We start from the raw sequence: 22,275 nt of genomic DNA, 5'->3' as shown, positions 1-22,275 counted from the left end.
CAGCGCCCGTGTTCCGGCCGCGAGGCGTCATGTCGTGAGTAGTGCCGGTCGCGACCCACCGCGCAGGACCAGGCGGCTGTTACTGGTGTCCTTCTACCCGCCCGAGCATGGCACCGGCGGCGGATTGCGCCTGCTGGACATGTATCGCCTGCTCGCCGAGCGGGTCGAGGGCGTGTCGCTCACGTTGGTGACCTGCAGTCATGGCGAGGCACTCGATCCGGAGCTGGGCGCGATCTTCGAATGTATCGTCCTGCTGCCGGTCGAGCACTTCAACGAGGCTGGCATCGTCGCCACTGGCGTGCTGGAAGACGGGTTTGACGCGGTCGATCTCCAGTTCCTGCAGGCTGCCGACCTGGCGAGCTTCTTCCGCCGCAACGGCGTGCCGCGGGTCGTCGTGTCGCCGATGGAGTCGCATGTCCGCGCCACCGCGCTGGCGCTGCGGCACCAGAGCGTGCCTTTCGTGCCGAGCAGGCATTGGCTGTTGTGGGAGCTGCGGGTCGCGCTGCGTGAACTGCTTGGCGTTTGGCGCGCCGACCGCGTGATGTGCGTGTCCGAGGCGGATGCGCGGGTCCTGCGCATGTTCAGGTTCTGGGGCGGCGTGGAGGCGGTGGAAACCGGAATTTCCGTCGCCGAGTTCGCCCAGTCCCTGCGCGCCTTGCCGGAGCGGCCGTTGCGGGGGGCGCCTACCGTGGTGTTCCTGGCCTATTTTGGCTCGCAGACCAACTTGGACGCGCTGGACTGGTACCTGCGGGAGGTCCATCCGCAGGTGAAGGCCGCCCATCCCGGCTACCGGCTGCGCGTGGCTGGACGGGGCCTTGCGCGTCTACCGGACCACGCCGACGAGAACGTGTACCTGGTGGGCGAGGTGGACTCACTGGAGGAGGAACTGGCGCACGCCTGGGTTGGCATCGCGCCGGCACTGGGGGGCGCCGGATTGCGTGGTAAAATCAATCAGTACGCGATTGCGGGAGTTCCCTGCGTCGCGTCGACGCTTGCCGGGAAGGGGTTTGCCTACGAGCCCGGACGCAGTATCCGCCTGGCGGCCAACGCCCCCCAGTTCGCGCGCGCCTGCATCGAGCTACTCGCAGATCCCGCACTGAACCGGGAAATGGGACGATTGGCGCGGGAAGTCTGTCTGCAGGAATACTCCTGGGACAGCCGGTTGCCTGCGTTGAGAAGGATTTTTTCCCTGTGATTCTGACAATCCATCGACTGAGGTTTAGGAAGTAATGAGTAAGGTTGCCTTGATTACGGGTGTGACGGGCCAGGATGGTTCGTATCTCGCCGAGTTCCTGCTGGGTAAGGGCTATATCGTCCACGGTATCAAGCGGCGCAGCTCGCTGTTCAATACCGATCGCATCGATCACCTGTACCAGGATCCGCACGTCAAGGACCGCCGCTTCATCCTGCACCATGGCGACATGACGGATTCGAGCAGCATGATCCGCATCATCCAGCAGACCCAGCCGGATGAGATCTACAACCTGGCCGCGCAGAGCCACGTGGCCGTGTCGTTCCAGGAGCCGGAATACACCGCCAACTCCGACGCGCTGGGCCCGCTGCGCGTGCTCGAGGCGATCCGGATCCTGGGCCTGGAGAAGAAGACGCGTTTCTACCAGGCCTCGACCTCGGAGCTGTACGGCCTGGTCCAGGAGATCCCGCAGAAGGAAACCACGCCCTTCTACCCGCGTTCGCCCTATGCGGTGGCCAAGCTCTACGCCTACTGGATCACGGTGAACTACCGCGAGTCCTATGGCATGTACGCCTGCAACGGCATCCTGTTCAACCACGAATCGCCGGTGCGCGGCGAAACCTTCGTCACCCGCAAGATCACCCGCGCTCTGGCGCGGATCAAGCTGGGCCTGCAGAGCTGCCTGTATTTGGGCAACATGGATGCGCTGCGTGACTGGGGCCATGCCAAGGACTATGTCGAGATGCAGTGGCTGATGCTGCAGCAGGAGCAGCCGGAAGACTTCGTGATCGCCACCGGCGTGCAGTTCAGCGTACGCGATTTCGTGAATGCCGCTGCCGCCGAACTCGGCATGAACATCCGCTGGGAAGGCAACGGGGTCGACGAAAAGGGCTACGACGACAAGGGCAATTGCGTGGTTGCGGTCGACCCATTGTATTTCCGTCCCGCCGAAGTGGAGACGCTCTTGGGCGACGCAAGCAAGGCCAAGCAGAAGCTGGGCTGGGAGCCCAAGATCACGTTCAAGGAACTCGTGGCCGAGATGGTGCGCGAGGATCTCAAGTCCGCCGAACGCGACGAGTTGGTGAAGCGTCACGGCTATAGCGCCTTCGACTTCCACGAGTAATCGATCGAACAAGTCGCAAGGTAGTAAGGAAGGGGTCCGTCAAGCGGGCCCTTTCCATTTGGGAGAGGCAGGGGGCGTATGAAGATTCTGGTTTGCGGCGGTGCCCGTTACATCGGGTCGCATATGGTGCGTCGCTGCTGACCAGCCGTAGGGAGTGGTCGCGTATGACAACCTGTCCACAGGCCACTGAGAAGCCTTGCCCGACGTAGCGCTGGTCGCAGGCGATCTGTGCGACGGCGAGGCGCTTGCCCGCACTATCGCGACGCACCGGATCGGCGCCGTGTTGCGTTTTGGCCGTGTTGCATTTTGCGTTCCTCTCGCTAGTCGGCGAGTTGGTCGCGCTGCCGCTGGACTACTGCGCCCAGTTCGCATTGCCTCGGTCACGACAGGCGTGCCCGCCTGGCTTGGTCTTGCGATAGACCGTACCGCCAAATGTGCCATACGACTTGCTGGTATCCACCGGGATGGTGCCAGCGGCTTCGTAGAGGCCTGTCGCTTCTACTGCGGCGGTGAGTATTCGCGGGTCCGGCCAGTCAACACGTGTAGTAGTCATGACTACGTCGGGAGAGCAGCGAATCAACTCGGCTTTAAGGCGTTCTCCATCCAGTCCCAGTTGAATGAGTTCAGCACTGAGGTTGCTCAATTCGCCGGATGGAGGAAGTGTGCCTGAAAGCGGATATAGCGAAAACATGAAGCCGCTGACACTCACGGTTCCCGCGGGCGGGGTGGTGGCCTGGATCAGGCGTGCAGCCATCAGGTAGTTCGATTGGTTAACGATCTCGGCTGGCCATCCGCTGCGCGCTACGCGGTATGCTTCCCTGGTGGCATAGGGCAGCGTCTTCAAGGCGTCTTTGATCTGTGGGGCAATCATCAAGGCCGTCGCAGCGGCGAAGAGAGATGCTGCGGCGTGTGCTTGGCGAGGTGGCCGGCCTTGGATCAACACGCGCCATCCCTGGGCGCACAATCCCGCCAAGCCAAGGAGGCAGACAGCAAAGTGGTAAGGAAAGCCGATTTTCGTCGTAGGTTCTATCAACGCAGTAAGCGTAATGCCTAGCCACAACGTGGCCTTAGGGAGTTCGCATGCATTGCGTCGCATCCATTGGCGCAACACTATTATCAGAAGGCTGGCCGTTGCAAGAATCAATGGCAGCCGCGCAGTGGCAAAAAAGCCGCTCAGGGCGTTGTTGAAGTACTCTTGACGCTGGTTCTCAAGTGCGCGATATAAAAGTCCAGCGCTTTTATAGCCGGCTGCCACTCCTTCGAAATCGCCTCGCCAAAGTGCGATAAGTGCAAGCAACGAGAGTCCCGCGGCTGCGCCACCGGCACAGAAATGCAATGTGCTCCTGAAGCCGCGGCTGATCCAGATGGCGGCGACGGCAAAAACAACGAATGGAGCCAGTGTCTCTCTGAGCAAAACGCCGAGTGCGACTAGTGCGCCGATGCTTGCGTAGCGTCGCGCCGAAAGCGGCCCGTCTTTCCCTGACAGCAATAGTGCCGCGAGTAGTGGAACATAGGCAGCGAAAAAACTGTTCTTGAAGCCGTATTGTACGAACACGGCGGCATTCATCGTCAGAAGGAAGAGCGACGAGATGGCTGCAGCGGCCAAGACGCTGCGTGATTCCTTGAGCAACACGAAAAATAAAAGTCCACCCGCCACGGATGCCACGACGAGATCCGCGATGCGCAGCAGAACGCTGTGATTGCCAGGAAGTTCGAATATCCAAGATAGCAGCATGGGGTACAGCATCAGCGGGCCGTCATCTGGCAGTCGCCCATGACTGGACACCGATGCCGCGATCTTCATCGCGAAATAGGCCATGTAGCCTTCATCGGTGGAAGGGGGGGCGGATATGTTCGCGACACGCGGTAGCACGGTTGTCGCTAACACAACGAGCAGCATGGTGACAAACTTGATCCAAAGCACGCTGCGCACGTCCGCTCTCATCTGTACAGCCCCATGCATGCCACCCCAGCGAATACCATGGCGGCGCCGACCCAAAAGCGGGGTAGCAGTCGTTCCTTGAACAATATTGTTGCCAGCAAGGGCACCGCTAGGTAGGCAAGTGCGGCAAAAGGCACAAGCAGTGATAGCGGAAGTGTCTGTAGCGCCTGTACAACCAGCAATACAGAAGCAAGCTGCAACGCGACGGCGGATAGAAGGAGGACGGCCTGGCGTGGTCTGGGCGCGGACAGGGTTGCGGCTTTGATTGACAGCTGTGAGCTCACGCTGCAGCCAACCGACGCCACGCAGAGCACCGTCTCATAGGCATTCATCGGTTCTCGCGCTTCCGTTGGTAATGAATAGACCGACGACGATCAGCGCTATGCCCAGCCAGAATCCAAGACTCAGCGTTTCATGGAACAGTACGATTCCTGCCAATGGAGTCAGTAGATAAATCAAAGCGGTCCAGGGGTATGCACTGGCCAGCGGCATACGTCGTAGCGTCAGGAACCAAGCCGCAAAGCCGGCAGTAGAAGCGACAAGTCCCAGCCAAAGCCATGGATTGAAAACTATGGTGTGGATCCATCCCAAGTGAGCCGCCGCATAAAGGCCGGCCTGTTTAAGCATGATCTGAGAGGCCGCCATGCAGCCGATCATCAATGCCAGATAAGGCCAGGGGCGGGACGTCGTCATGGTCTAGCGACGATGACGCTCTGTCCGCATGCGATGTCGCGCATCAACGGCGTATGTTCCACCAATGGCTCGACTAGTCGAAGCGCGCGTGCGGCAGCATCGGGACAAAAGAATGGCACCAGGTTGATGAGAGAAGAAGACGAGATGCGAAAGCCTGCCGATTGCAGCCAGCGGCGGATCAGTGAAGGTGCGAAGGAGCGCTCCTCGTGTTCGACATGATAGGTGGAGTAGCGCTCCAGCAACTTCAGCACGGGGTTGAGGCCATTCGGTTCCACGATCAGAATCGAGCCCTTGAATCCTGCCATGCCGGCAATGGCGCGGGCGGGGTCCGGCAGATGGTGAAGCACGCCTCGCAACACGATGCAGTCGAATCGATCCTCTCTAAGATAGGGCGACATCTCATAGATATTGCCGACCTCGAACTGCACTGCCGATTCCAGTGCGTATGCCGAAGCCTTGGCACGTGCGGCATCGATAGCTGCGCTGGCAGGATCTACGCCCAGTACGTGCGATGCACCCAATGAAGGGAACTCAAGGGTGTAGGAGCCATCGCCACAGCCAAGGTCGAGAACGCGCTTGCCGGAAAAGTGAAACGCAGTGGCGACCGCCCGGCTGATACGCGCGTTTGCCAAATTGGCCGACAAGCGATCCGTGGTGTAGCGGTAGGATCCTGTGGTACGAACGTCTTCGTCGAACTGTGCTACGTTCTTCTTGATCTGGTTTGAGTTGCTTTGCTTCATTGGGGATCTCTCGCTGGCTTAACGCCAATGGCCATGATGTTGCCTACCCGCAAGGGCAGCAATGAGCCGGATATTCCGATCAGATCGAGCACCCGCAACAACGCCGCCTTGACGCCGGCAGGCAAGGGGGTCAGGCGCAACCAGTACCGCAATGGGTAGGCGTTGCGTATCGCTTTGACCGTCACGTCTTGAAAGCCGTTGGACGACAGTAAGGCGCGGGCCGCGCGATGGCTAAAAAGCTGCAGGTGTTCCACGTCGATGATGGGGGACCGCAGTCCAAGCGCTCGATTCAATGGCGCGCGCCAGTTGTGCACCACCACGGCGAGCATGCCGCCGGGTTCCAGAAGCGTGTACGCGGAACGGACCAACTCGCCCGGATTGGCTACGTGTTCGAGCGTCATGAATGAACAAATCAGCGACACGCGCTGCCCCTTCAGCATTTTCGGATCGAACATGCCTTCGATCAGTAGCGCCTTTACCGCTTCGGGTGCGGCGTTGATCGCCGCACGCGAGGGTTCCACCCCGACGACGGATTTGAAGCCGAAACGTTGCAGATATGGCAGCAATGGACCACTTCCTGCGCCAACGTCCACGGCTCCCGATAGATCCGAAAGTTGCTTGATATGTGGGGCCAATGCTTGCGCATAGCTAGCTGCCGCAGCAGCGGCTTCCGGCGTGGAATCGTAAGCCGCCTCCGAGTAAGCCTGCGACAGAAAGATATCTTCAGGTGGGCGCGGCGCGAACACCAGATCACAAGCAGCGCAGCGCACCAGTCGCAGGCACATGAACTCCGGCGTCTTGCGCGAGGCATAGGTGAAGTCGCTGACCTTATTTGGATCGATACGCTCGTCCGCGAAATGTTCGACCTCGCGACCAGCGCAGCCGGGACACGCGCGGTCGGAGGCAGGGTGCAGTCGTGCCTGCCGCTTCATGGCGCGGTTCCCGTGGGTGGTAGTCGAATCTCGCCATGGATGATTAAGTTGCGGCGGATGAAGGCAGGGCGTGCCTTCGCTTCCTCAAAAATCTTGCCGATGTATTCGCCTAGAAGCCCGATGCCGAAAATAGTCATCGATCCGAAAAACATCACCAGCAATGAAATGAAGGTGATCCCTTTCGGTACGGATTCGGGATGGAGAAGTCTCAATGCAATACTAAGCGTCGCCAACAGTATGGTCAGTAAGCATGCACCGCCGCCAAGGGCGGTAAGCAGATGCAGGGGCATGCGGGAGAAAGAAAAGATGCCCTTCTTCGCCCAGCCGATGTTGCGTATCCAGTTGTTGGTGCTCGTGCCAAACATGCGTTCCGGACGCAAGTAGTCGACGCCAACCTGGCGAAAGCCGACAAACGCACGAAGCCCGCGCAGGAAGGCGTCGCGCTCATTGCATTGAAGCATCCAGTAAACAACTGTGCGATCCAATAGCGAAAAATCGCCGGCATCCTTGGGCACTGGGACTTCGCTCATGGCAGAGAACAATCGGTAGAAGGTGCGATAGCAGGTTTCGAGCAGGAAGGGCATCTCCCGTTTCACGCGGCGGCCGTAGACAACCTCGGCGCCATTTCGCCATTCGCGAACGAAATCGGCGATCAACTCGGGCGGGTCCTGGAGGTCGCCGTCCAACAGGACGCAGGCCTCTTTGCTGGCGTATTCCATGCCGCTACGGAAGGCGGCCTGCGAACCGAAATTGCGCGAGTGGGTGATGCCGATCACGTGCGGGTCCGACGCGCTGAGTGCGCGGATTGTTTCGGCAGAATCGTCGGGCGAACAGTCGTTGACGAAGATGATTTCGTAGTCGATGCCAAGCTGTTGAAACACCTCGGTCAATCGTTGGTGCATTACCGGAATCGCTTGCTCATCCTTATAGCAGGCGATGATGGCTGATACAGAGTTGCGTTTCGCTTGTTCGGGAGATTTCTTAGTCAGGTCGCTGAAGTTTGCAAGCGTCAGTTGCGATTTCCACCATTCTGAGGTGAGGCGAAGGCCGTCGGTTAGGTCTGTCGTGGCTTTCCATCCGAGCAGCCGCGCCGCCTTGTCGGGATTGGCGAACCAGTCGCTCACGTCCCACGCGCGCCCTGCGGAAGCGCTGAACTGCGGCGTTTCATCGATCCCGAACAACGATCGTGCCATCTCTGCAAGGGCATCCAGGCGTGTGGGAACGCCTGAGCCGATATTGAACGATTCGCCGGCAATCTGCGGCCTCATTCGCGCGGCAGCAGAGACGAACGCCAATACGACGTCGTCTATGTGCACAAAATCACGAGAGACATCCGCATGTGCAAACATCGGCAAATGTCCGCGCAGTCCGCGCTCGCACAGTGCCGGGATCAGGCGCGAGCTGTCCTCATAGGGGCCATAGACAGAATACAGTCGCAGGTTCACGATCGGGAACTGCCTGATCTTGCCGTAATACGCGATCGCCTGACTCGCTGCGGCTTTGCTCACGGCGTAATGGCTGTTAGGCATCAGCGGAGCATCTTCATCCGGTCCCGAGGCATTGATCCCGTATTCGGATGAGGAGCCCGCGCGCACGTAGGCGGCCAGTCGTGATTCCTTCAGCTGCTCTAGTATTCCGATGAAGCTGAGGTAGTTCGTTGCATGGATGCGTTGGAAATCGTCTTCGAAGGAATACGCTCCGAAGGAGGAGCAGTCGAACACTGTCCGTGGGGCAATACGGTGGAGCAGCGTCTTGACCGAAATCGCGTCGGTAAGATTGAGAAACGCCAAATTGGCAGCGGCAATGCCATGCAGGCGCCAGGAGTCGCCGGAGAACGTGGTACCTATGACGTCGCTACGTTGTGCCAAACAGGCACGAAGCAGATTTGCGCCGATAAAGCCGCTGGCACCGATTACCAGGATCGGTCCTTCCAAAGCCTTGATCATGTGCTCCATGTTCATGCCTGAAACGCCAGGATCATGGCGCGAATGCCGTGAGCATCAATGCCGCTTTCGCGACGGTGGAAATTTTGTGAGCCGAACAGGCCGGAGGGATAACGTAGCGCTGGGCGGTGGACAAAGTGCCGCACCGCACGGCCCTGTTGCAGGGCGGCCATAGCGGCATGCATGCCGAGTCCTCCTTCTCTGACATGTTCTTCCACCACGAACAGCGGGCCTTCCGACAGCTGCTGCCACAGAGCTTCAGGGATGCATCCGAAATCGAACTCGGTTACTGCCCATACCGCCGGGCGACTCTCGGCAGAAACGTTGATCAGCGCCGACCACGCGACGCCGGCCAAGGGCCCCAGCGCAAGTAGCGCACCGCGGTTGCCGCTTAGCAGTTGTCGCCAGGGTGCATAGGCTGGCACCTGGGCGCCTTGTGGACGCATGTCGTAGCCCAGGCGAAGATAGGTGGGGCCATTCAGATCGGCCAGGAGATGCGGTAGGTCATCGTCGAATGCGGGGACCTTGACGCGCATGCCCAGTGCGTTCATCGCAGCGCAATCTTCCAAGGCATGGTGGGTTGGACCCATGTGTCCATACGCGAAGCCACCGCCGTTTCCAACCAGGCAGACCGGTAGTCCGGGCAGACACACATCGTTGCGAACTTGTTCGAAGGGCCGCGCATAGCAAAACGGCGCAATGCTGTAGGCAAACACGATATTTCCCTCGCGCGCCAGCCCCGCGGCAACGCCGATCATGTTCTGCTCCGCCACACCGGCATTGATGAAGCGCTGACCGAAAGCGTCTCGCACCTCTTCCAAGGCCATGAAGCCCAGATCTCCTGTCAGAAAGAAATGCCGTTGTGTATTGCATCCGGCGACGACGGCAGCGGCAAACGCCTTTCTCATGGAGTCTCGTTGGCCAGTTGAGCCTTGGCCTGATCGTACTGGTTCTGGGTCAAGGGCAAATAGTGCGATTCAAGCAGGCCGGCATAATGCGCACCTCGCCCCTTGACGGTATCCATCACCAGCACGGTCGGGGCGCCGCTCAGGCGTGTCATCAATGCGCTCTGCAGCGCTTGTGTGTCGTGCCCGTCGACGCGCACCACATGGGCCCCGAAGGCAAGGAGGCGAGGACTCAGATCGGAGCAGGAAATCACTTCCTGGGTGGTGCCGAATCCCTGGAGGCCATTCTGGTCCACCATGATCGTCAGGTTATCCAGGCGCTGATGTACCGCAAAGGTCAGCGCCTCCCAGCAACTTCCTTCCTGCCATTCGCCATCCGAGCACAGGCAGTACACCCTTCTTTGCGAATCCTGCATGCGCGCCGCCAGCGCCAGGCCAGCGGCCAACGATGGTCCATGGCCCAGCGATCCGGTGGAAAACAACAGCCCGGGAATGCCGGTGCCGCTGGGGTGGCCGGGCAGACGACTGGCATCCTGACCAAAGGTCAGAAGGTCGTCGTCAGTCAGCAGGCCGAGGCTCCAGAGGGTGACATAAAGCGCTCCGGCAGCATGCCCTTTCGAAAGGATGAAACGGTCTTGCGCTTGCAAGACACGGTGATGCAGCACCAGAAGCGCATCCAGGCAAGAAAGGTTTCCCCCAACATGGCCGGATCGTGTTTCGAAGTGCATGCGCAACAGGCGCGCGCGGGCATCGGCGATTAGCGTATCGAGGCTGTCCACTGCCGATGGCTCTCTGTTCATCGCGGCTAGTATAGGTGCGCATGTGACAGGGCGTCACCAAGGGTGACGCGCATATAGGGCCGCGAGGCGCCCACTGTATCGGGCGCCAAGGCAGTAGACCTCTACAGAGCGGCTTCCAGCTCCGGCAACAGCGTGAACAAGTCACCCACCAACCCGATATCCGCGATCTCGAAGATCGGCGATTCCGGATCCTTGTTGATCGCCACGATGGTGCCGGCGTCCTTGATCCCGGTCAGGTGCTGGATCGCGCCGGAGATGCCGATGGCCACGTACAGGTCCGGGGCGATGATCTTGCCGGTCTGGCCGACCTGCAGTTCGTTGGGCACGTAACCGGCATCCACCGCCGCGCGCGAGGCGCCCACCGCGGCGCCGAGCTTGTCGGCCAGGCTGTAGATGTGCTTGAAGTTGTCCGCCGAACCCACGCCGCGGCCGCCGGAGACCACGCGCTTGGCGCTCTGCAGGTCGGGGCGGTCGGACGTGCCTGCGGCCAGGCCGACGAAGCGGGTATGGGTGGGCAGCGTGGCGGTGACGCTGGCCGCTTCGATCGCCGCGTTGCCGCCCTGGGCCGCTTCCGGCCAGGAGGCGCTGCGCACGGTGGCGACCACGGTCTGGTCGGCCGGCGCCTGGACGCTGATGATCGCGTTGCCGGCGTAGATCGGGCGCTTGAAGGCGTAGTCGCCATCGACCGCCATCAGGTCGGAGATCTGGTTGACGCCGAGCAGTGCGGCGACCACCGGCATCAGGTCCTTGCCGAAGGTGGTGGACGGGCCGAACACATGGCTGTAGCCCTGCGCCAGCTGCGCGATCTGTGGCCCCAGCACCTGCGCGATGGCGTGTTCGTTGGCCGGGTCGGCGACGGTGAGCACGCGGCCGACGCCGGCGATCTGCGCGGCTTGGGCGGCGACGGTGGCCGGGTCGGCGGCCAGCACCACGATGTCGATGGACTCCGGCGACAGCGCCTGCGCGGCGCTGACGGTCTTGGCGGTGGCCGCGTTGAGCTGGCCGTTCAGGTGTTCGGCGACGACGAGGATCTTGGCCATTACAACAACCCCTTCTGCTTGAGTGCGGCCACCAGTTCGGCGGCGTCCTTGACCATCACGCCGCGGCTGCGCTTGGGCGGCGGGGCGTAGTGGGTGGTGGTCAGGCTGTCGTTGGATTCCACGCCCAGGTCGGCGAAGGCCAGGGTCTGCAGCGGCTTGCTCTTGGCCTTCATGATGTCCGGCAGCTTGATGAAGCGCGGTTCGTTCAGGCGCAGGTCGGTGGTCACCACCGCCGGCAGGTCCACTTCCAGCGTTTCCAGGCCGGCGTCGACCTCGCGGGTCACCGTGGCCTTGCCGCCGGCGACGGCCAGCTTGCCGGCGAACGTGGCCTGCGGGCGGCCCCACAGCGTGGCCAGCATCTGCCCGGTCTGGTTGGCGTCGTCGTCGATCGCCTGCTTGCCCAGGATCACCAGGTCCGGCTGTTCCTGCTCGACCAGCTTGAGCAGGGCGCGGGCGGCGGTCAGCGGCGCGATCGGCTGCTCGCTGACCACGTGGATGGCGCGGTTGGCGCCCATCGCCAGGCCGTTGCGCAGGTGCGCCTGGGCGTCGGCGGGGGCGATGGTGGCGACCACCACCTCGGTGGCGATGCCCTGGTCGCGCAGGCGCAGCGCCTCTTCCAGGGCGATTTCGTCGAACGGGTTGGGCGACAGTTTGACGCCCTCGGTGACCACGCCGGAGCCATCCGGCTTGACCTGGATGCGGACGTTGTAGTCCACCACGCGCTTGTAGGCGACGAGGATTTTCATCGGTTTGGCAGATCCTTCAGGTATTGCGGGAAGGCCCGGCCGCGGCGGCTGGCACGGGGCAGAACGCTGATTCTAACGGGGCCGGGGCGTCCATGCGAGAGCGTATGGTGCTTTGCGCGCATTGGCGGAGCACGTCGGGTGTCGGTCGAGTTGGGTTTGGTTAGGGCAGCAGGGGCGTAAACGAATATCCTTACCTGCTGCGCGAAGCCAGATCCCGCGGGTCTTGGCGCGTTCCTCATGGAGAGCTTGTTGTGCCAACCTGGCTAGTCACCGGCGGCGCCGGTTTCATCGGCGGCAATTTCGTACTCGACGCGGTGCGCCGCGGTATTCGCGTGGTCAACCTGGACGTGTTGACCTACGCCGGCAACCTGCGCACCTTGGCTTCTTTGCGGGACAACCCCGACCACGTGTTCGTGCACGGCGACATCGGCGACCGTGAGCTCGTCAGCCAGCTGCTGGGCGAGCATCGCCCCGACGCGGTGATCAACTTCGCCGCCGAGAGCCATGTCGACCGCTCGATCGATGGCCCTGGCGCCTTCATCCAGACTAACGTCGTGGGCACGCTGGGGCTGCTGGAAGCGGTGCGCGACTACTGGAAAGCGCTCGCCGACGAGCAGGGCGCCGCGTTCCGCTTCCTGCATGTGTCCACCGACGAGGTGTACGGCACGCTCGGCGAGACCGGCAAGTTTTCCGAAACCACGCCGTATGCGCCGAACTCGCCTTACGCGGCGTCGAAAGCTGCGTCCGATCACCTGGTCCGCGCCTTCCACCACACCTACGGCCTGCCGGTGCTGACCACCAACTGCTCGAACAACTACGGGCCGTATCATTTCCCGGAGAAGCTCATTCCGCTGGTCATCGCCAAGGCGCTGGCTGGCGAGCCGCTGCCGGTCTATGGCGACGGCAGGCAGGTTCGCGACTGGCTGTTCGTGCTCGATCACTGCGAGGCCATCCGTATCGTGCTGGCCAAGGGCCGCGTGGGCGAGACCTACAACGTCGGCGGCAATTCAGAGCGCGAGAACATCGAGGTGGTGAAGACCATCTGCCGGTTGCTGGACGAACGCCGTCCGCGTGCCGACGGCCAATCGCGGTCCAGCCAGATCACCTTCGTCGCCGACCGTCCCGGCCATGACCGACGCTATGCGATCGATGCGTCCAAGCTCAAGAACGAACTGGGCTGGGAGCCCAGGTACACATTCGAACAGGGGATCGCGATCACGGTCGACTGGTATCTGGATAACCAGGAGTGGGTGTGGCAGGTACTGGACGGCAGCTATCGCCTGGAACGCATCGGCACGCCGGCATAACGCGAGTCCCTCGCAAGAACTCGCACATCATGTGTGGAGTTCAAAGGAAGCATCCCATGACGCAACGCAAAGGCATCATCCTGGCCGGCGGATCCGGCACCCGGCTCTATCCGATCACCAAAGGCGTCAGCAAGCAGTTGCTGCCGGTGTACGACAAGCCGATGATCTACTACCCGCTAAGCGTGCTGATGCTGGCGGGCATCCGCGAAGTGCTGATCATCAATACGCCGCACGAGCAGGCGCTGTTCCAGTCGCTGCTCGGCGATGGTTCGCAGTGGGGGATGCAGATCGAATACGCTGTGCAGCCGAGCCCGGACGGACTCGCGCAGGCATATCTGATCGGCCGCGATTTCGTCGGCGGCAAGCCCAGCTGCCTTGTGCTTGGCGACAATATCTTCTACGGGCACGGACTGACCGAGACGCTGCGCCGGGCCGATGCGCGAATCGAAGGCGCGACGGTGTTCGGTTACTGGGTCAACGACCCTGAACGTTATGGCGTGGCCGAGTTCGACACGTCGGGAAAGGTCGTAGGCATCGAGGAAAAGCCCGCCAAGCCGCGCTCGAACTATGCGGTCACCGGTCTGTACTTCTACGACGGGCACGCGGCCGACTATGCGGCCGAGCTTGCACCCTCGCCGCGTGGCGAACTGGAAATCACCGACTTGAACAAGGTGTATCTGCGCGCGCAGCAGCTTCACCTCGAGCCGCTCGGTCGTGGGCACGCCTGGTTGGATACCGGAACGCATCAATCGCTCCTGGAAGCGTCCAATTTCATCGAAACCATCCAGACCCGACAAGGATTACAGGTCTGCTGTCCTGAGGAAGTGGCATTTGGCCAGGGGTGGATCGATGCCGAACAACTGCAGCGTCTGGCCGCCCCGCTGACCAAGAATGCCTATGGACAGTATCTGCGCGCACTGGCGTTGAGAGGGTCTGTACCGTGAAAGTCATTGAGACATCCTTGCCAGGGTGCCTGGTAATCGAGCCGGCGGTGTTCGGCGACGAGCGCGGTTTCTTTTTCGAGACCTGGAACGCCGAGCGTTTCGGCCAGCACGGGTTGCCGACGAAATTCGTGCAGAGCAACGTGTCTTCCTCGTCCAAGGGCGTGCTGCGCGGACTGCACTACCAATGGCCCAATCCGCAAGGCAAGCTGGTCAGCGTGCTGGAAGGCGAGGTGTACGACGTGGCGGTCGATATCCGCCAGGGTTCGCCCCACTTCGGGCGCTGGACGGCGGCTGTGCTCAGCGCGGAAAACAAGAAGCAGTTCTGGATCCCGGAGGGCTTCGCGCACGGCTTCGCGGTGCTGTCGGAACGGGCCATCTTCAGCTACCTGTGCACGGCCGGCTACGACAAGGCCGCCGACGCCTCGGTGCGCTGGGACGACGCGAGGATCGGCATCGATTGGCCGATAGGCAGCCCGGTGCTGTCGGACAAGGATGCCAAGGCGCCATTCCTGGAGGAGATCGCCGCTGCACGCCTGCCGGTCTATCAGCCATGAAGTTGCTGGTCTTCGGCGCGAACGGCCAGGTGGGTCAGGAGTTGCTGCGCGCGCTGCGGCCGCTAGGGACGGTGCTGGCGACGACGCGTAGCGGCAAACTTCCCGATGGCAGCTCGTGCGAGCAGGCCGACTTCGATGTCCCGCAGACGCTGAACGCGCTGCTGGATCGTCTGCAACCGCAAGTAGTGATCAATGCCGCCGCGTATACGGCGGTGGACAAGGCGGAGACGGATCGGGAGGCCGCCTTCCGCGCCAATGCCGAGGCGCCCGGAGTCATTGCCGCATGGTGTGCGGCGCACGCGGTGCCGATGGTGCACTACTCCACCGACTACGTGTTCCCGGGACAGGATGCCCGCCCGTACCGCGAGGACGACGCCACCGCTCCGCTTGGCGTGTATGGCGAAAGCAAATTGGCCGGCGAGCAGGCGGTCCGCGCCGCAGGCGGATCGCACCTGATCTTCCGCACCGCGTGGGTGTACGCGTCGCACGGCAACAATTTCCTGCGCACGATGCTGAGGGTCGGCGCCGAGCGCGATGAGCTGAAGGTGGTCGCCGACCAGATCGGAACGCCGACGACCGCGGCGCTTATCGCGGATGCCACCGCGATGGCGTTGCAACGGCATTCCGGCGAACGCTCGGGGACCTGGCACCTGACCGCGGGCGGCGAGACGAGTTGGCACGGCTTTGCCGAAGCGATCTTCGACCAGGCCGTGAAAGCGGGTTTGTTGCCTCACGCGCCTCGGGTGCTGGCCATCACTACGGCCGAGTACCCGACGCCGGCCAGGCGCCCGGCTTACTCGCGGCTGGACACTACCCGCTTGCAAGACGACTTCGGCATCCCGCTCGCAGACTGGCGCGATGGCCTGCGCCACGTGATCGGCGAGCTTGCAGCACGTCGCTAGAGAGAAGCTGTCGGGGCGTTGACAGCCGAGATGCAGAACTAAAAAGCCGAGAGCAATGCTCTCGGCTTCTCTTTGTTCGGCAGCTCAACGACAGCGCTACGCCCGACCGTAGGTATCCTCGAAGCGCACGATATCGTCCTCGCCGAGGTAGCTGCCCGACTGCACCTCGATCAGCTCAAGCGGCAGCTTGCCCGGATTGCGCAAGCGGTGGGTCACGCCGAGCGGGATGTAGGTGCTCTGGTTCTCGGTGAGCAGCAGCACTTCTTCGCCGCGGGTGACTTCGGCCGTGCCGCTGACCACGATCCAGTGTTCGGCGCGGTGGTGGTGCATCTGCAGGCTCAGCGTGGCGCCAGGCTTGACCGTGATGCGCTTGACCTGGAAGCGCTGGCCGTTGTCGATCGAGTCGTAGGCGCCCCAGGGGCGGTAGACCTTGCGGTGCCAGGTGGCTTCCGACCGGCCGCTGGACTTGATCGTGGCCACGATATCCTTGACTTCCTGGATGCGGTCGCGGCGTCCAACCAGCACCGCGTCGTCGGTTTCCACCACGACCACGTCTTCCAGGCCGACCATCGCGATCAGGCGGGAGCCGTAGGCGTAGGTATTGCGGCAGTCGATTTCGATCACATCGCCATGATGGGCATTGCCCCGCGCATCCTGCGGCGAGACCTCCAGCAGCGCGGACCAGGAGCCGACGTCGCTCCAGCCGGCGTCCAACGGCACCACCACTGCATCGGCGGTCTTCTCCATTACCGCGTAGTCGATGGAATCCGACGGACTGGCCGCAAATGCGTCCTTGTCCAGACGGATGAAGTCGGCATCGCGCTTGGCCGCGGTCCAGGCCTGCGTGCAGGCTTCGGCGATCGCCGGCTGAAACTTGCGCAGTTCGGCGAGATAGCGCGAGGCGCGGAACAGGAACATGCCGCTGTTCCAGAAGTACTCGCCGGAGGACAGATAGCCCTGCGCCGTCGCCAGGTCGGGTTTCTCGACGAAACGCTCGACCGGACGGACCTGATCGCCACCAACGGCCTTGATGTAACCGTAGCCGGTCTCCGGGGTGGTCGGCCGGATTCCGAACGTGACCAGCTTGCCTTGCTCCGCGGCCGCGGCGGCGACTTTGACCGCCGCCTGGAAGGCGTTCTCATCGAGGATCACGTGGTCGGAGGGAAGCACCAGCAACAACGGATCGGCGCCGTCGCGCGTGGCTTCCAGGGCGGCTACCGCGATGGCCGGGGCGGTGTTGCGGCCCTTCGGTTCAAGCAGGATGGAGGCGGGCTTGACTCCGAGCTGCTGCAGTTGCTCGGCCGCGATGAAGCGATGTTCTTCGTTGGCGACCACGATGGGCGCCTGTCCGGCGACGGGAGCGGCCCGCAGCCAGGTGGCCTGCAACATGCTGTGCTCGCCGACCAATGGCAGGAACTGCTTGGGATAGGTCTCGCGCGACAGCGGCCATAGGCGCGTGCCGGAGCCGCCGGACAGGATGATGGGAAGGACTTCGCTCATGGGCGGGGGGACTCCACAAATGCGTTGAAAGGAAGGTGGGAGGACGTGGGGCGGATCATGCTTTCAATAGGTCGGAGATTTCAGCGGTGCGCTGTTCCAGCAACGCGGCATCGCCGCGCGTTTCCACGTTCAGGCGCAGCAACGGCTCGGTGTTGGAGCTGCGCAGGTTGAAGCGCCACCGTTCGAACTCGGCGCTCACGCCGTCGGTGTAGTCCAGCGTCGGCGACTGCGCCGCGTAGCGCTCCATCACCCGGGCCACGGCGGCCTTGGCGTCGGCGACCTTGAAGTTGATCTCGCCGCTGCACGGGAACTTCTGCATGCGCGCCTCGACCAGGTCGGCGAGCGAGCGGCCCGACTGCGATACCAGCTCGGCGATCAGCAGCCACGGGATCATGCCCGAGTCGGCGTAGGCGAACTCGCGGAAGTAGTGGTGCGCGCTCATCTCGCCGCCGTACACGGCGTTCTCGCTGCGCATCTTTTCCTTGATGAAGGCGTGGCCGCTCTTGCACAGTACCGGTACGCCGCCGGCGTCCTCGACCATCTCGATCGTGTTCCAGGTCAGGCGCGGGTCGTGCACGACCTTGCCGCCGGGCTGCTTGGCCAGGATGGCTTGCGCCAGCAGGCCGACCAGGTAGTAACCTTCGATGAAGCGGCCGGTATGGTCGAAGAAGAAGCAGCGGTCGAAGTCGCCGTCCCAGGCGATGCCGAAATCGGCGCCGTGCTGCTTGACCGCGCTGGCGGTGGCCTCGCGGTTCTCGGGCAGCAGCGGGTTGGGGATGCCATTGGGGAAATGGCCGTCCGGCTCGTGGAAGACGCGGACGAATTCGAACGGCAGGTGCGGCGCCAGCAGGTCGACGATGGCGCCGGCGCCACCGTTGCCGGCATTGACCACCAGCTTCAGCGGCTTGAGCGTGGACACGTCCACGTAGCTCAGCAGGTGCGCGATATACGCGGACTTGTCCGGACGGCTGTGCTCGGCCGCGGTCGGGGTGCCGGCGGGCGCGGTGTCGGCGGCCACGGTGTCGCGGATCGCGAACAGGCCGGTGTCGGAGCTGATCGGGCGCGCGTTCTCGCGCACCAGCTTCATGCCGTTGTAGTCCATCGGGTTGTGGCTGGCGGTGACCATGACTCCGCCGGCCGCGCCCAGGTGGTCGGTCTGGAAGTAGACCTCCTCGGTGCCGCACAGGCCGATGTCGATGACTTCGCGGCCGCTGGCGCGCAGGCCGGCCGACAGCGCGTCCTGCAGCCCCTGGCTGGCCAGGCGCACGTCGTGTCCCACCACCACCGGTCCATTCTCCAGTTGCGCTGCAAGGGCCACGCCGATGCGGCGTGCCAGGTCCTCATTCAGTTCGTCGGGAACGCGGCCGCGGATGTCGTAGGCCTTGAACGCGGGAAGCGGCATAGGGGAGGGTCCTTGGTTGGGGGAACCCCGAGTGTAACGTTCCAGTGCTGAATTCGTCGTGCTGCACAGCCGCTTGGGGACAGCGCCCAGTCAGCCGCTAAAATGGGCGCTCCACTTCCAAAGCGGGTGCGGGCAATGGGCGATACACCTTCCCGGGCGACCGGTCGGCGCGGCAAGCTGTTCCCGGACGCGGCGACGGCCCTGGCCGACGTGGTGGCCGACGGGCAGACCCTGGCGGTCGGCGGTTTCGGCCTGTGCGGCATCCCCGAGGCGCTGATCGCGGCGTTGCGCGACTCCGGCGCCAGGCAGCTGACCGTGATCTCCAACAATGCCGGGGTCGACGGCTTCGGCCTCGGCCTGCTGCTGGCGACCCGGCAGATCCGCAAGATGATCTCGTCCTACGTGGGCGAGAACAAGGAGTTCGAACGGCAGTACCTGTCCGGCGAGCTGGAGCTGGAGTTCAATCCGCAGGGCACCCTGGCCGAGCGTCTGCGCGCCGGCGGCGCGGGCATCCCGGCGTTCTACACCGCCACCGGCTACGGCACGGTCGTCGCCGACGGCAAGGAGACGCGCCAGTTCGGCGACAAGCACTACGTGCTGGAAACCGCGCTGCAGGCCGATGTGGCGCTGGTCAAGGCGTGGAAGGCCGATGGCGCCGGCAACCTGGTGTTCCGCAAGACCGCGCGCAACTTCAACCCGGCCTGCGCGATGGCCGGCAAGGTCTGCGTCGCCGAAGTCGAGCAGATCGTCGAGACCGGCGCGATCGACCCGGACCAGGTGCACCTGCCCGGCATCTACGTCGATCGGATCGTGCACAACCCGCATCCGGAAAAACGCATCGAACAGCGCACCCTGCGCCAGAAGGACGCCTGACATGGCCTGGACCCGCGACGAAATGGCGCAGCGCGCCGCACTCGAACTCAGCGATGGCGCCTATGTGAACCTGGGCATAGGCCTGCCGACCCTGGTCGCCAATCACATCCCCGACGGCGTGGACGTATGGCTGCAATCGGAGAACGGCCTGCTCGGCATCGGTCCGTTCCCGACCGAGGACGAGCTGGACCCGGACCTGATCAACGCCGGCAAGCAGACCGTCACCGCACGCGCCGGCGCGAGCTATTTCGGCAGCCACGACTCGTTCGCGATGATCCGCGGCGGCCATGTCGACCTGGCGATCCTCGGCGCGATGCAGGTCAGCGCGCGCGGCGACCTGGCCAACTGGATGGTGCCGGGCAAGATGGTCAAGGGCATGGGCGGGGCGATGGACCTGGTCGCCGGGGTCAAGCGCGTGGTGGTGCTGATGGAGCACGTGGCCAAGGACGGCAGCCACAAGATCCTGCCCGACTGCGACCTGCCGCTGACCGGGGTCGGCGTGGTCGACCGCATCATCACCGACCTGGCGGTGTTCGACGTGACCGCGGATGGACTGGTGCTGGTCGAGGCGGCCGAAGGTGTGGACCCGGCCGAATTGCAGGCCAAGACAGGCGTGTCCTTCCGCGTCTAGGCGGGTATACGTCGTTCAGGGCGTGACGATCAACTTTTGCGTGCGTATCTGTAATCGCCGGAAGCGGTTTCCGGCGCTCCAACGACGGATGCTGCGCTGCATAGCGCATAGCCTTTGTGGAGTACAGACAGGCTGAACAAGCGTTCGATGGCGTGAGCCAAAGTGCCGTCCACTTGTCCGGCCTCCTCCTCGAATTCGCTTGGCCGAAGATGGCAATCCAGGATGGGGCGCATCGCGTCCAGGCGGATCCAGAACATGCTGCCGCAAGCGAATAGGGTTTTCTCGACGTCCGGTTGTGTGATTCCCATGCGTGTCGTCAGTGAGCGCACGAGTTGTTCGTTGGCACCCCAATAGTAAGACAGGGGTTGGATATGACCTTCCGGTGCTACCAGGCCGAGCTCAGGTCGTTCATTGAAGGCGTCAATGATTGCTTTGGCACGCTCGCGCGTGAGCAAGCTATTTACCATCGCTCGCCGCCAGTGATCGCCGTCATGGCGGTGAGTGGAGCGTTTGGTATGCAGCTTCAACACCAAAGACGCGCCTGCATTGATCAGCCGGTCGGCAATATGGAGAAACGGCAGGATGTCGCGGCCATGATTGTTGTGGACGACGACTTCGGCCTTGATCGCGTGGAGCGCAATGATTCGGTTTACGGCATCGAGGTTGTTGTGAGGGGTCGTTACGATGAGATGGTGATCGAAGGCGGCATCACGCAGTTGGGCAAGCAGTTCGTCCAGCACATCGACATACCACGCATGAATGACCACATGGGGAATGGGGGCGGCCGTTTGATTTCGTCGAAGCGCACGCCGGGTCGCTTCCAGCCATGCGTGGCCCAGCCGTGCATCTGGTTCCAGGACAGCTCCCTCTGCCCATTCGTTCCAGGCGTTGATAAAAATCAAACGATGCGCGTCAGGCGCGGTGGCAAGCCTGGTGTGGACGGTTTGACCGAGCCAGTCTTCGTACCCTCTTGGCGAGGCATGTTGATAGATGCGCCCCTTGCCGGATCGGCGGGGTTCGTTGTCCCAACCTGGATTGACGCCAGGATAAAGCGTGTAGTCCGCCAAAGGCCTCGAGGCCAGATCGGCGGCCATTACACGCCAGTCCACCACATCCCCGGAAAAATCGGGATTGATGAGCCGCTGCGATGCGGCTATCGACGGCGGATTGCTCATGTTCGGGGGGAACTCCACCGCAGCATCGAAACCGATGTCGCGTGGGTCTGGGCGTTCGAATCCCTGCACGTAAGCTAGGTGAATTTCACCGATGCCGTTTGCACGACACCACACGCGCCATCGCTGTGCCGTCGCCTTTGGGTCCGGCATCAGAGCAGGGCGATAGACCAGAAGGATGGGCTTTCCTTCCACACGCAGATAGCGCGTATCGCGCAGATAGCCTCCGATATGCGCGATGAATTCCAGATCGTCTTCGGGACTATGTTGCTGACTGATCAGGACATCCGCGTTGCGGCCATCCCATCGGCGAGCCCAATTCTCGTTCGCCCAGCAAAGGCAGTAAGGCAGGGTGATCGTGGCGTCGTCTCGCCATTTGCGTACAGGCTCTTCCAACAGCGTTTTGCCGGCGAACCAGTAGAAGTAGAAACAAAAGGCGCCGATTCCATATTCGGAGGCTAGCTCCGCTTGTCGGCGCATCACCTCTCCGTCACGTAGATTGTAAAAACCCAGGTCCGCTGGAATCCGCGGCTGCATATGGCCATAAAACTGCGGTAGTGCGCGACTCACGTTCCGCCATTCGGTGAATCCTTTGCCCCACCAGGCATCGTTTTCCGGGATTGTATGAAATTGCGGAAGATAAAACGCAATCAAGGTGGCGGGTAGCGGCGATGGCATGTCGTCGCGGCAATGCGGAACATGCCCAATCGCGGCTTCGTCGCTGCGAAAGAGTGGACGTAGGGTGATGCTGCCTGCTTCGGAAAAATGGCCCTTTGGCGGCGTCGGTATCCATGCTGCATGGTTGTCCAGGAACCAACTCCGCCATCTGTCTCGTGTTCCTTCAGAAATCGGAGCGACGCGAAAAGCGGTCCGCAATAGCCGATAGACGGCAGAGCGAAAACGTTCGAGAAGGGAAGGGCTCATCAGATGCAAA

21 protein-coding genes are annotated in these 22,275 nt (G+C 62.5%); 8 read left to right on the top strand and 13 right to left on the bottom strand.

The annotated features are described in order from the left end of the window. Positions 1-85: 85 nt before the first annotated feature. Both JR065_RS21805 and gmd read left to right on the top strand, forming a co-directional pair. A complete protein-coding gene (locus JR065_RS21805; RefSeq protein WP_206233613.1) occupies positions 86-1,195 on the top strand; it encodes a glycosyltransferase in 1,110 nt (369 codons plus the stop codon). Positions 1,196-1,229: 34 nt separating this feature from the next. After that, positions 1,230-2,315, top strand: coding sequence for a GDP-mannose 4,6-dehydratase (gene gmd, locus JR065_RS08440; RefSeq protein WP_206233612.1), 1,086 nt, complete (start codon positions 1,230-1,232; stop codon positions 2,313-2,315). 352 nt (positions 2,316-2,667) lie between these two features. On the opposite strand, the gene JR065_RS08435 is transcribed toward gmd, so the two are convergent. The 10 genes from JR065_RS08435 to JR065_RS08390 all read right to left on the bottom strand — a co-directional run bounded on the left by JR065_RS08435 (position 2,668) and on the right by JR065_RS08390 (position 12,056). Further along, positions 2,668-4,248 carry a hypothetical protein gene (locus JR065_RS08435; protein ID WP_206233611.1) on the bottom strand — a complete coding sequence of 527 codons (1,581 nt, stop codon included), beginning with the start codon at positions 4,246-4,248 and terminating at the stop codon, positions 2,668-2,670. A gap of 8 nt (positions 4,249-4,256) precedes the next feature. Next, on the bottom strand, positions 4,257-4,589 hold the full coding sequence (locus JR065_RS21870; RefSeq protein ID WP_206233610.1) for an EamA family transporter: 333 nt from the start codon (positions 4,587-4,589) through the stop codon (positions 4,257-4,259). Beyond that, on the bottom strand, positions 4,576-4,950 hold the full coding sequence (locus JR065_RS08425) for a DMT family transporter (RefSeq protein ID WP_206233609.1): 375 nt from the start codon (positions 4,948-4,950) through the stop codon (positions 4,576-4,578). The genes JR065_RS21870 and JR065_RS08425 overlap by 14 nt, the downstream gene beginning before the upstream one ends. Further along, positions 4,947-5,690 (bottom strand): class I SAM-dependent methyltransferase, encoded by a 744-nt coding sequence (locus JR065_RS08420; RefSeq protein WP_206233608.1) that lies wholly within the window; start codon positions 5,688-5,690, stop codon positions 4,947-4,949. Before JR065_RS08420 ends, JR065_RS08425 begins: the two co-directional genes overlap by 4 nt. Next, entirely contained in the window at positions 5,687-6,622 is a 936-nt protein-coding gene (locus tag JR065_RS08415; protein WP_206233606.1) for a class I SAM-dependent methyltransferase, read from the bottom strand. Before JR065_RS08415 ends, JR065_RS08420 begins: the two co-directional genes overlap by 4 nt. After that, entirely contained in the window at positions 6,619-8,583 is a 1,965-nt protein-coding gene (locus JR065_RS08410; RefSeq protein ID WP_206233605.1) for an NAD-dependent epimerase/dehydratase family protein, read from the bottom strand. Before JR065_RS08410 ends, JR065_RS08415 begins: the two co-directional genes overlap by 4 nt. After that, positions 8,580-9,473 carry a transketolase family protein gene (locus JR065_RS08405; RefSeq protein WP_206233604.1) on the bottom strand — a complete coding sequence of 298 codons (894 nt, stop codon included), beginning with the start codon at positions 9,471-9,473 and terminating at the stop codon, positions 8,580-8,582. Before JR065_RS08405 ends, JR065_RS08410 begins: the two co-directional genes overlap by 4 nt. After that, entirely contained in the window at positions 9,470-10,249 is a 780-nt protein-coding gene (locus JR065_RS08400; RefSeq protein ID WP_206233603.1) for a 1-deoxy-D-xylulose-5-phosphate synthase N-terminal domain-containing protein, read from the bottom strand. Before JR065_RS08400 ends, JR065_RS08405 begins: the two co-directional genes overlap by 4 nt. A gap of 122 nt (positions 10,250-10,371) precedes the next feature. Next, positions 10,372-11,310: an electron transfer flavoprotein subunit alpha/FixB family protein gene (locus JR065_RS08395; protein ID WP_206233601.1), complete on the bottom strand. Its 939-nt coding sequence runs from the start codon at positions 11,308-11,310 to the stop codon at positions 10,372-10,374. Beyond that, positions 11,310-12,056, bottom strand: a complete 747-nt coding sequence (locus JR065_RS08390) for an electron transfer flavoprotein subunit beta/FixA family protein (RefSeq protein ID WP_206233600.1) — start codon at positions 12,054-12,056, stop codon at positions 11,310-11,312. Before JR065_RS08390 ends, JR065_RS08395 begins: the two co-directional genes overlap by 1 nt. Positions 12,057-12,307: 251 nt before the next feature. Between JR065_RS08390 and rfbB the strand changes: the two genes are divergently transcribed. The 4 genes from rfbB to rfbD are packed head-to-tail and all read left to right on the top strand — an operon-like array spanning position 12,308 to position 15,763. Beyond that, a complete protein-coding gene (gene rfbB / locus JR065_RS08385; RefSeq protein ID WP_206233599.1) occupies positions 12,308-13,363 on the top strand; it encodes a dTDP-glucose 4,6-dehydratase in 1,056 nt (351 codons plus the stop codon). Between the two features lie 56 nt (positions 13,364-13,419). Further along, positions 13,420-14,307, top strand: a complete 888-nt coding sequence (gene rfbA / locus JR065_RS08380) for a glucose-1-phosphate thymidylyltransferase RfbA (protein WP_206233598.1) — start codon at positions 13,420-13,422, stop codon at positions 14,305-14,307. Further along, entirely contained in the window at positions 14,304-14,861 is a 558-nt protein-coding gene (gene rfbC, locus JR065_RS08375; protein WP_206233597.1) for a dTDP-4-dehydrorhamnose 3,5-epimerase, read from the top strand. Before rfbA ends, rfbC begins: the two co-directional genes overlap by 4 nt. Beyond that, positions 14,858-15,763: a dTDP-4-dehydrorhamnose reductase gene (rfbD, locus tag JR065_RS08370; RefSeq protein ID WP_206233596.1), complete on the top strand. Its 906-nt coding sequence runs from the start codon at positions 14,858-14,860 to the stop codon at positions 15,761-15,763. The genes rfbC and rfbD overlap by 4 nt, the downstream gene beginning before the upstream one ends. 96 nt (positions 15,764-15,859) lie before the next feature. Here rfbD and JR065_RS08365 read toward each other — a convergent pair whose 3' ends face one another. After that, a complete protein-coding gene (locus JR065_RS08365) occupies positions 15,860-17,263 on the bottom strand; it encodes a mannose-1-phosphate guanylyltransferase/mannose-6-phosphate isomerase (protein ID WP_206233595.1) in 1,404 nt (467 codons plus the stop codon). 55 nt (positions 17,264-17,318) lie between these two features. Then, entirely contained in the window at positions 17,319-18,665 is a 1,347-nt protein-coding gene (locus JR065_RS08360; RefSeq protein ID WP_206233594.1) for a phosphomannomutase, read from the bottom strand. A gap of 135 nt (positions 18,666-18,800) precedes the next feature. On the opposite strand from JR065_RS08360, the gene JR065_RS08355 reads away from it, so the two are divergent. Both JR065_RS08355 and JR065_RS08350 read left to right on the top strand, forming a co-directional pair. Beyond that, positions 18,801-19,538 carry a CoA transferase subunit A gene (locus JR065_RS08355; protein WP_206233592.1) on the top strand — a complete coding sequence of 246 codons (738 nt, stop codon included), beginning with the start codon at positions 18,801-18,803 and terminating at the stop codon, positions 19,536-19,538. A 1-nt stretch (position 19,539) separates the two neighbouring features. Continuing rightward, entirely contained in the window at positions 19,540-20,169 is a 630-nt protein-coding gene (locus JR065_RS08350) for a CoA transferase subunit B (RefSeq protein ID WP_206233591.1), read from the top strand. A gap of 29 nt (positions 20,170-20,198) precedes the next feature. On the opposite strand, the gene JR065_RS08345 is transcribed toward JR065_RS08350, so the two are convergent. Next, the gene (locus JR065_RS08345) at positions 20,199-22,268 is read right to left on the bottom strand and encodes a glycoside hydrolase family 99-like domain-containing protein (RefSeq protein WP_206233716.1); all 2,070 of its coding nucleotides are present in this window, start codon (positions 22,266-22,268) and stop codon (positions 20,199-20,201) included. Between the last annotated feature and the right edge of the window lie 7 nt (positions 22,269-22,275).

This window comes from Xanthomonas sp. (assembly GCF_017163755.1).
Lineage (GTDB): Bacteria > Pseudomonadota > Gammaproteobacteria > Xanthomonadales > Xanthomonadaceae > Xanthomonas_A.
This window is presented reverse-complemented; position numbering and strand designations above follow the sequence as displayed.

Bases quoted from the DNA above. Each gene is read 5' to 3' on its own strand.
- JR065_RS08355 (WP_206233592.1), top strand. From the start codon at position 18,801: ATGGGCGATACACCTTCCCGGGCGACCGGTCGGCGCGGCAAGCTGTTC.
- rfbD (WP_206233596.1), top strand. From the start codon at position 14,858: ATGAAGTTGCTGGTCTTCGGCGCGAACGGCCAGGTGGGTCAGGAGTTG.
- JR065_RS21870 (WP_206233610.1), bottom strand. From the start codon at position 4,589: ATGAATGCCTATGAGACGGTGCTCTGCGTGGCGTCGGTTGGCTGCAGC.
- JR065_RS08350 (WP_206233591.1), top strand. From the start codon at position 19,540: ATGGCCTGGACCCGCGACGAAATGGCGCAGCGCGCCGCACTCGAACTC.
- gmd (WP_206233612.1), top strand. From the start codon at position 1,230: ATGAGTAAGGTTGCCTTGATTACGGGTGTGACGGGCCAGGATGGTTCG.
- JR065_RS08425 (WP_206233609.1), bottom strand. From the start codon at position 4,950: ATGACGACGTCCCGCCCCTGGCCTTATCTGGCATTGATGATCGGCTGC.
- JR065_RS08420 (WP_206233608.1), bottom strand. From the start codon at position 5,690: ATGAAGCAAAGCAACTCAAACCAGATCAAGAAGAACGTAGCACAGTTC.
- JR065_RS08360 (WP_206233594.1), bottom strand. From the start codon at position 18,665: ATGCCGCTTCCCGCGTTCAAGGCCTACGACATCCGCGGCCGCGTTCCC.
- rfbA (WP_206233598.1), top strand. From the start codon at position 13,420: ATGACGCAACGCAAAGGCATCATCCTGGCCGGCGGATCCGGCACCCGG.
- JR065_RS08395 (WP_206233601.1), bottom strand. From the start codon at position 11,310: ATGGCCAAGATCCTCGTCGTCGCCGAACACCTGAACGGCCAGCTCAAC.
- JR065_RS08365 (WP_206233595.1), bottom strand. From the start codon at position 17,263: ATGAGCGAAGTCCTTCCCATCATCCTGTCCGGCGGCTCCGGCACGCGC.
- JR065_RS08410 (WP_206233605.1), bottom strand. From the start codon at position 8,583: ATGAACATGGAGCACATGATCAAGGCTTTGGAAGGACCGATCCTGGTA.
- JR065_RS08390 (WP_206233600.1), bottom strand. From the start codon at position 12,056: ATGAAAATCCTCGTCGCCTACAAGCGCGTGGTGGACTACAACGTCCGC.
- JR065_RS08415 (WP_206233606.1), bottom strand. From the start codon at position 6,622: ATGAAGCGGCAGGCACGACTGCACCCTGCCTCCGACCGCGCGTGTCCC.
- JR065_RS08405 (WP_206233604.1), bottom strand. From the start codon at position 9,473: ATGAGAAAGGCGTTTGCCGCTGCCGTCGTCGCCGGATGCAATACACAA.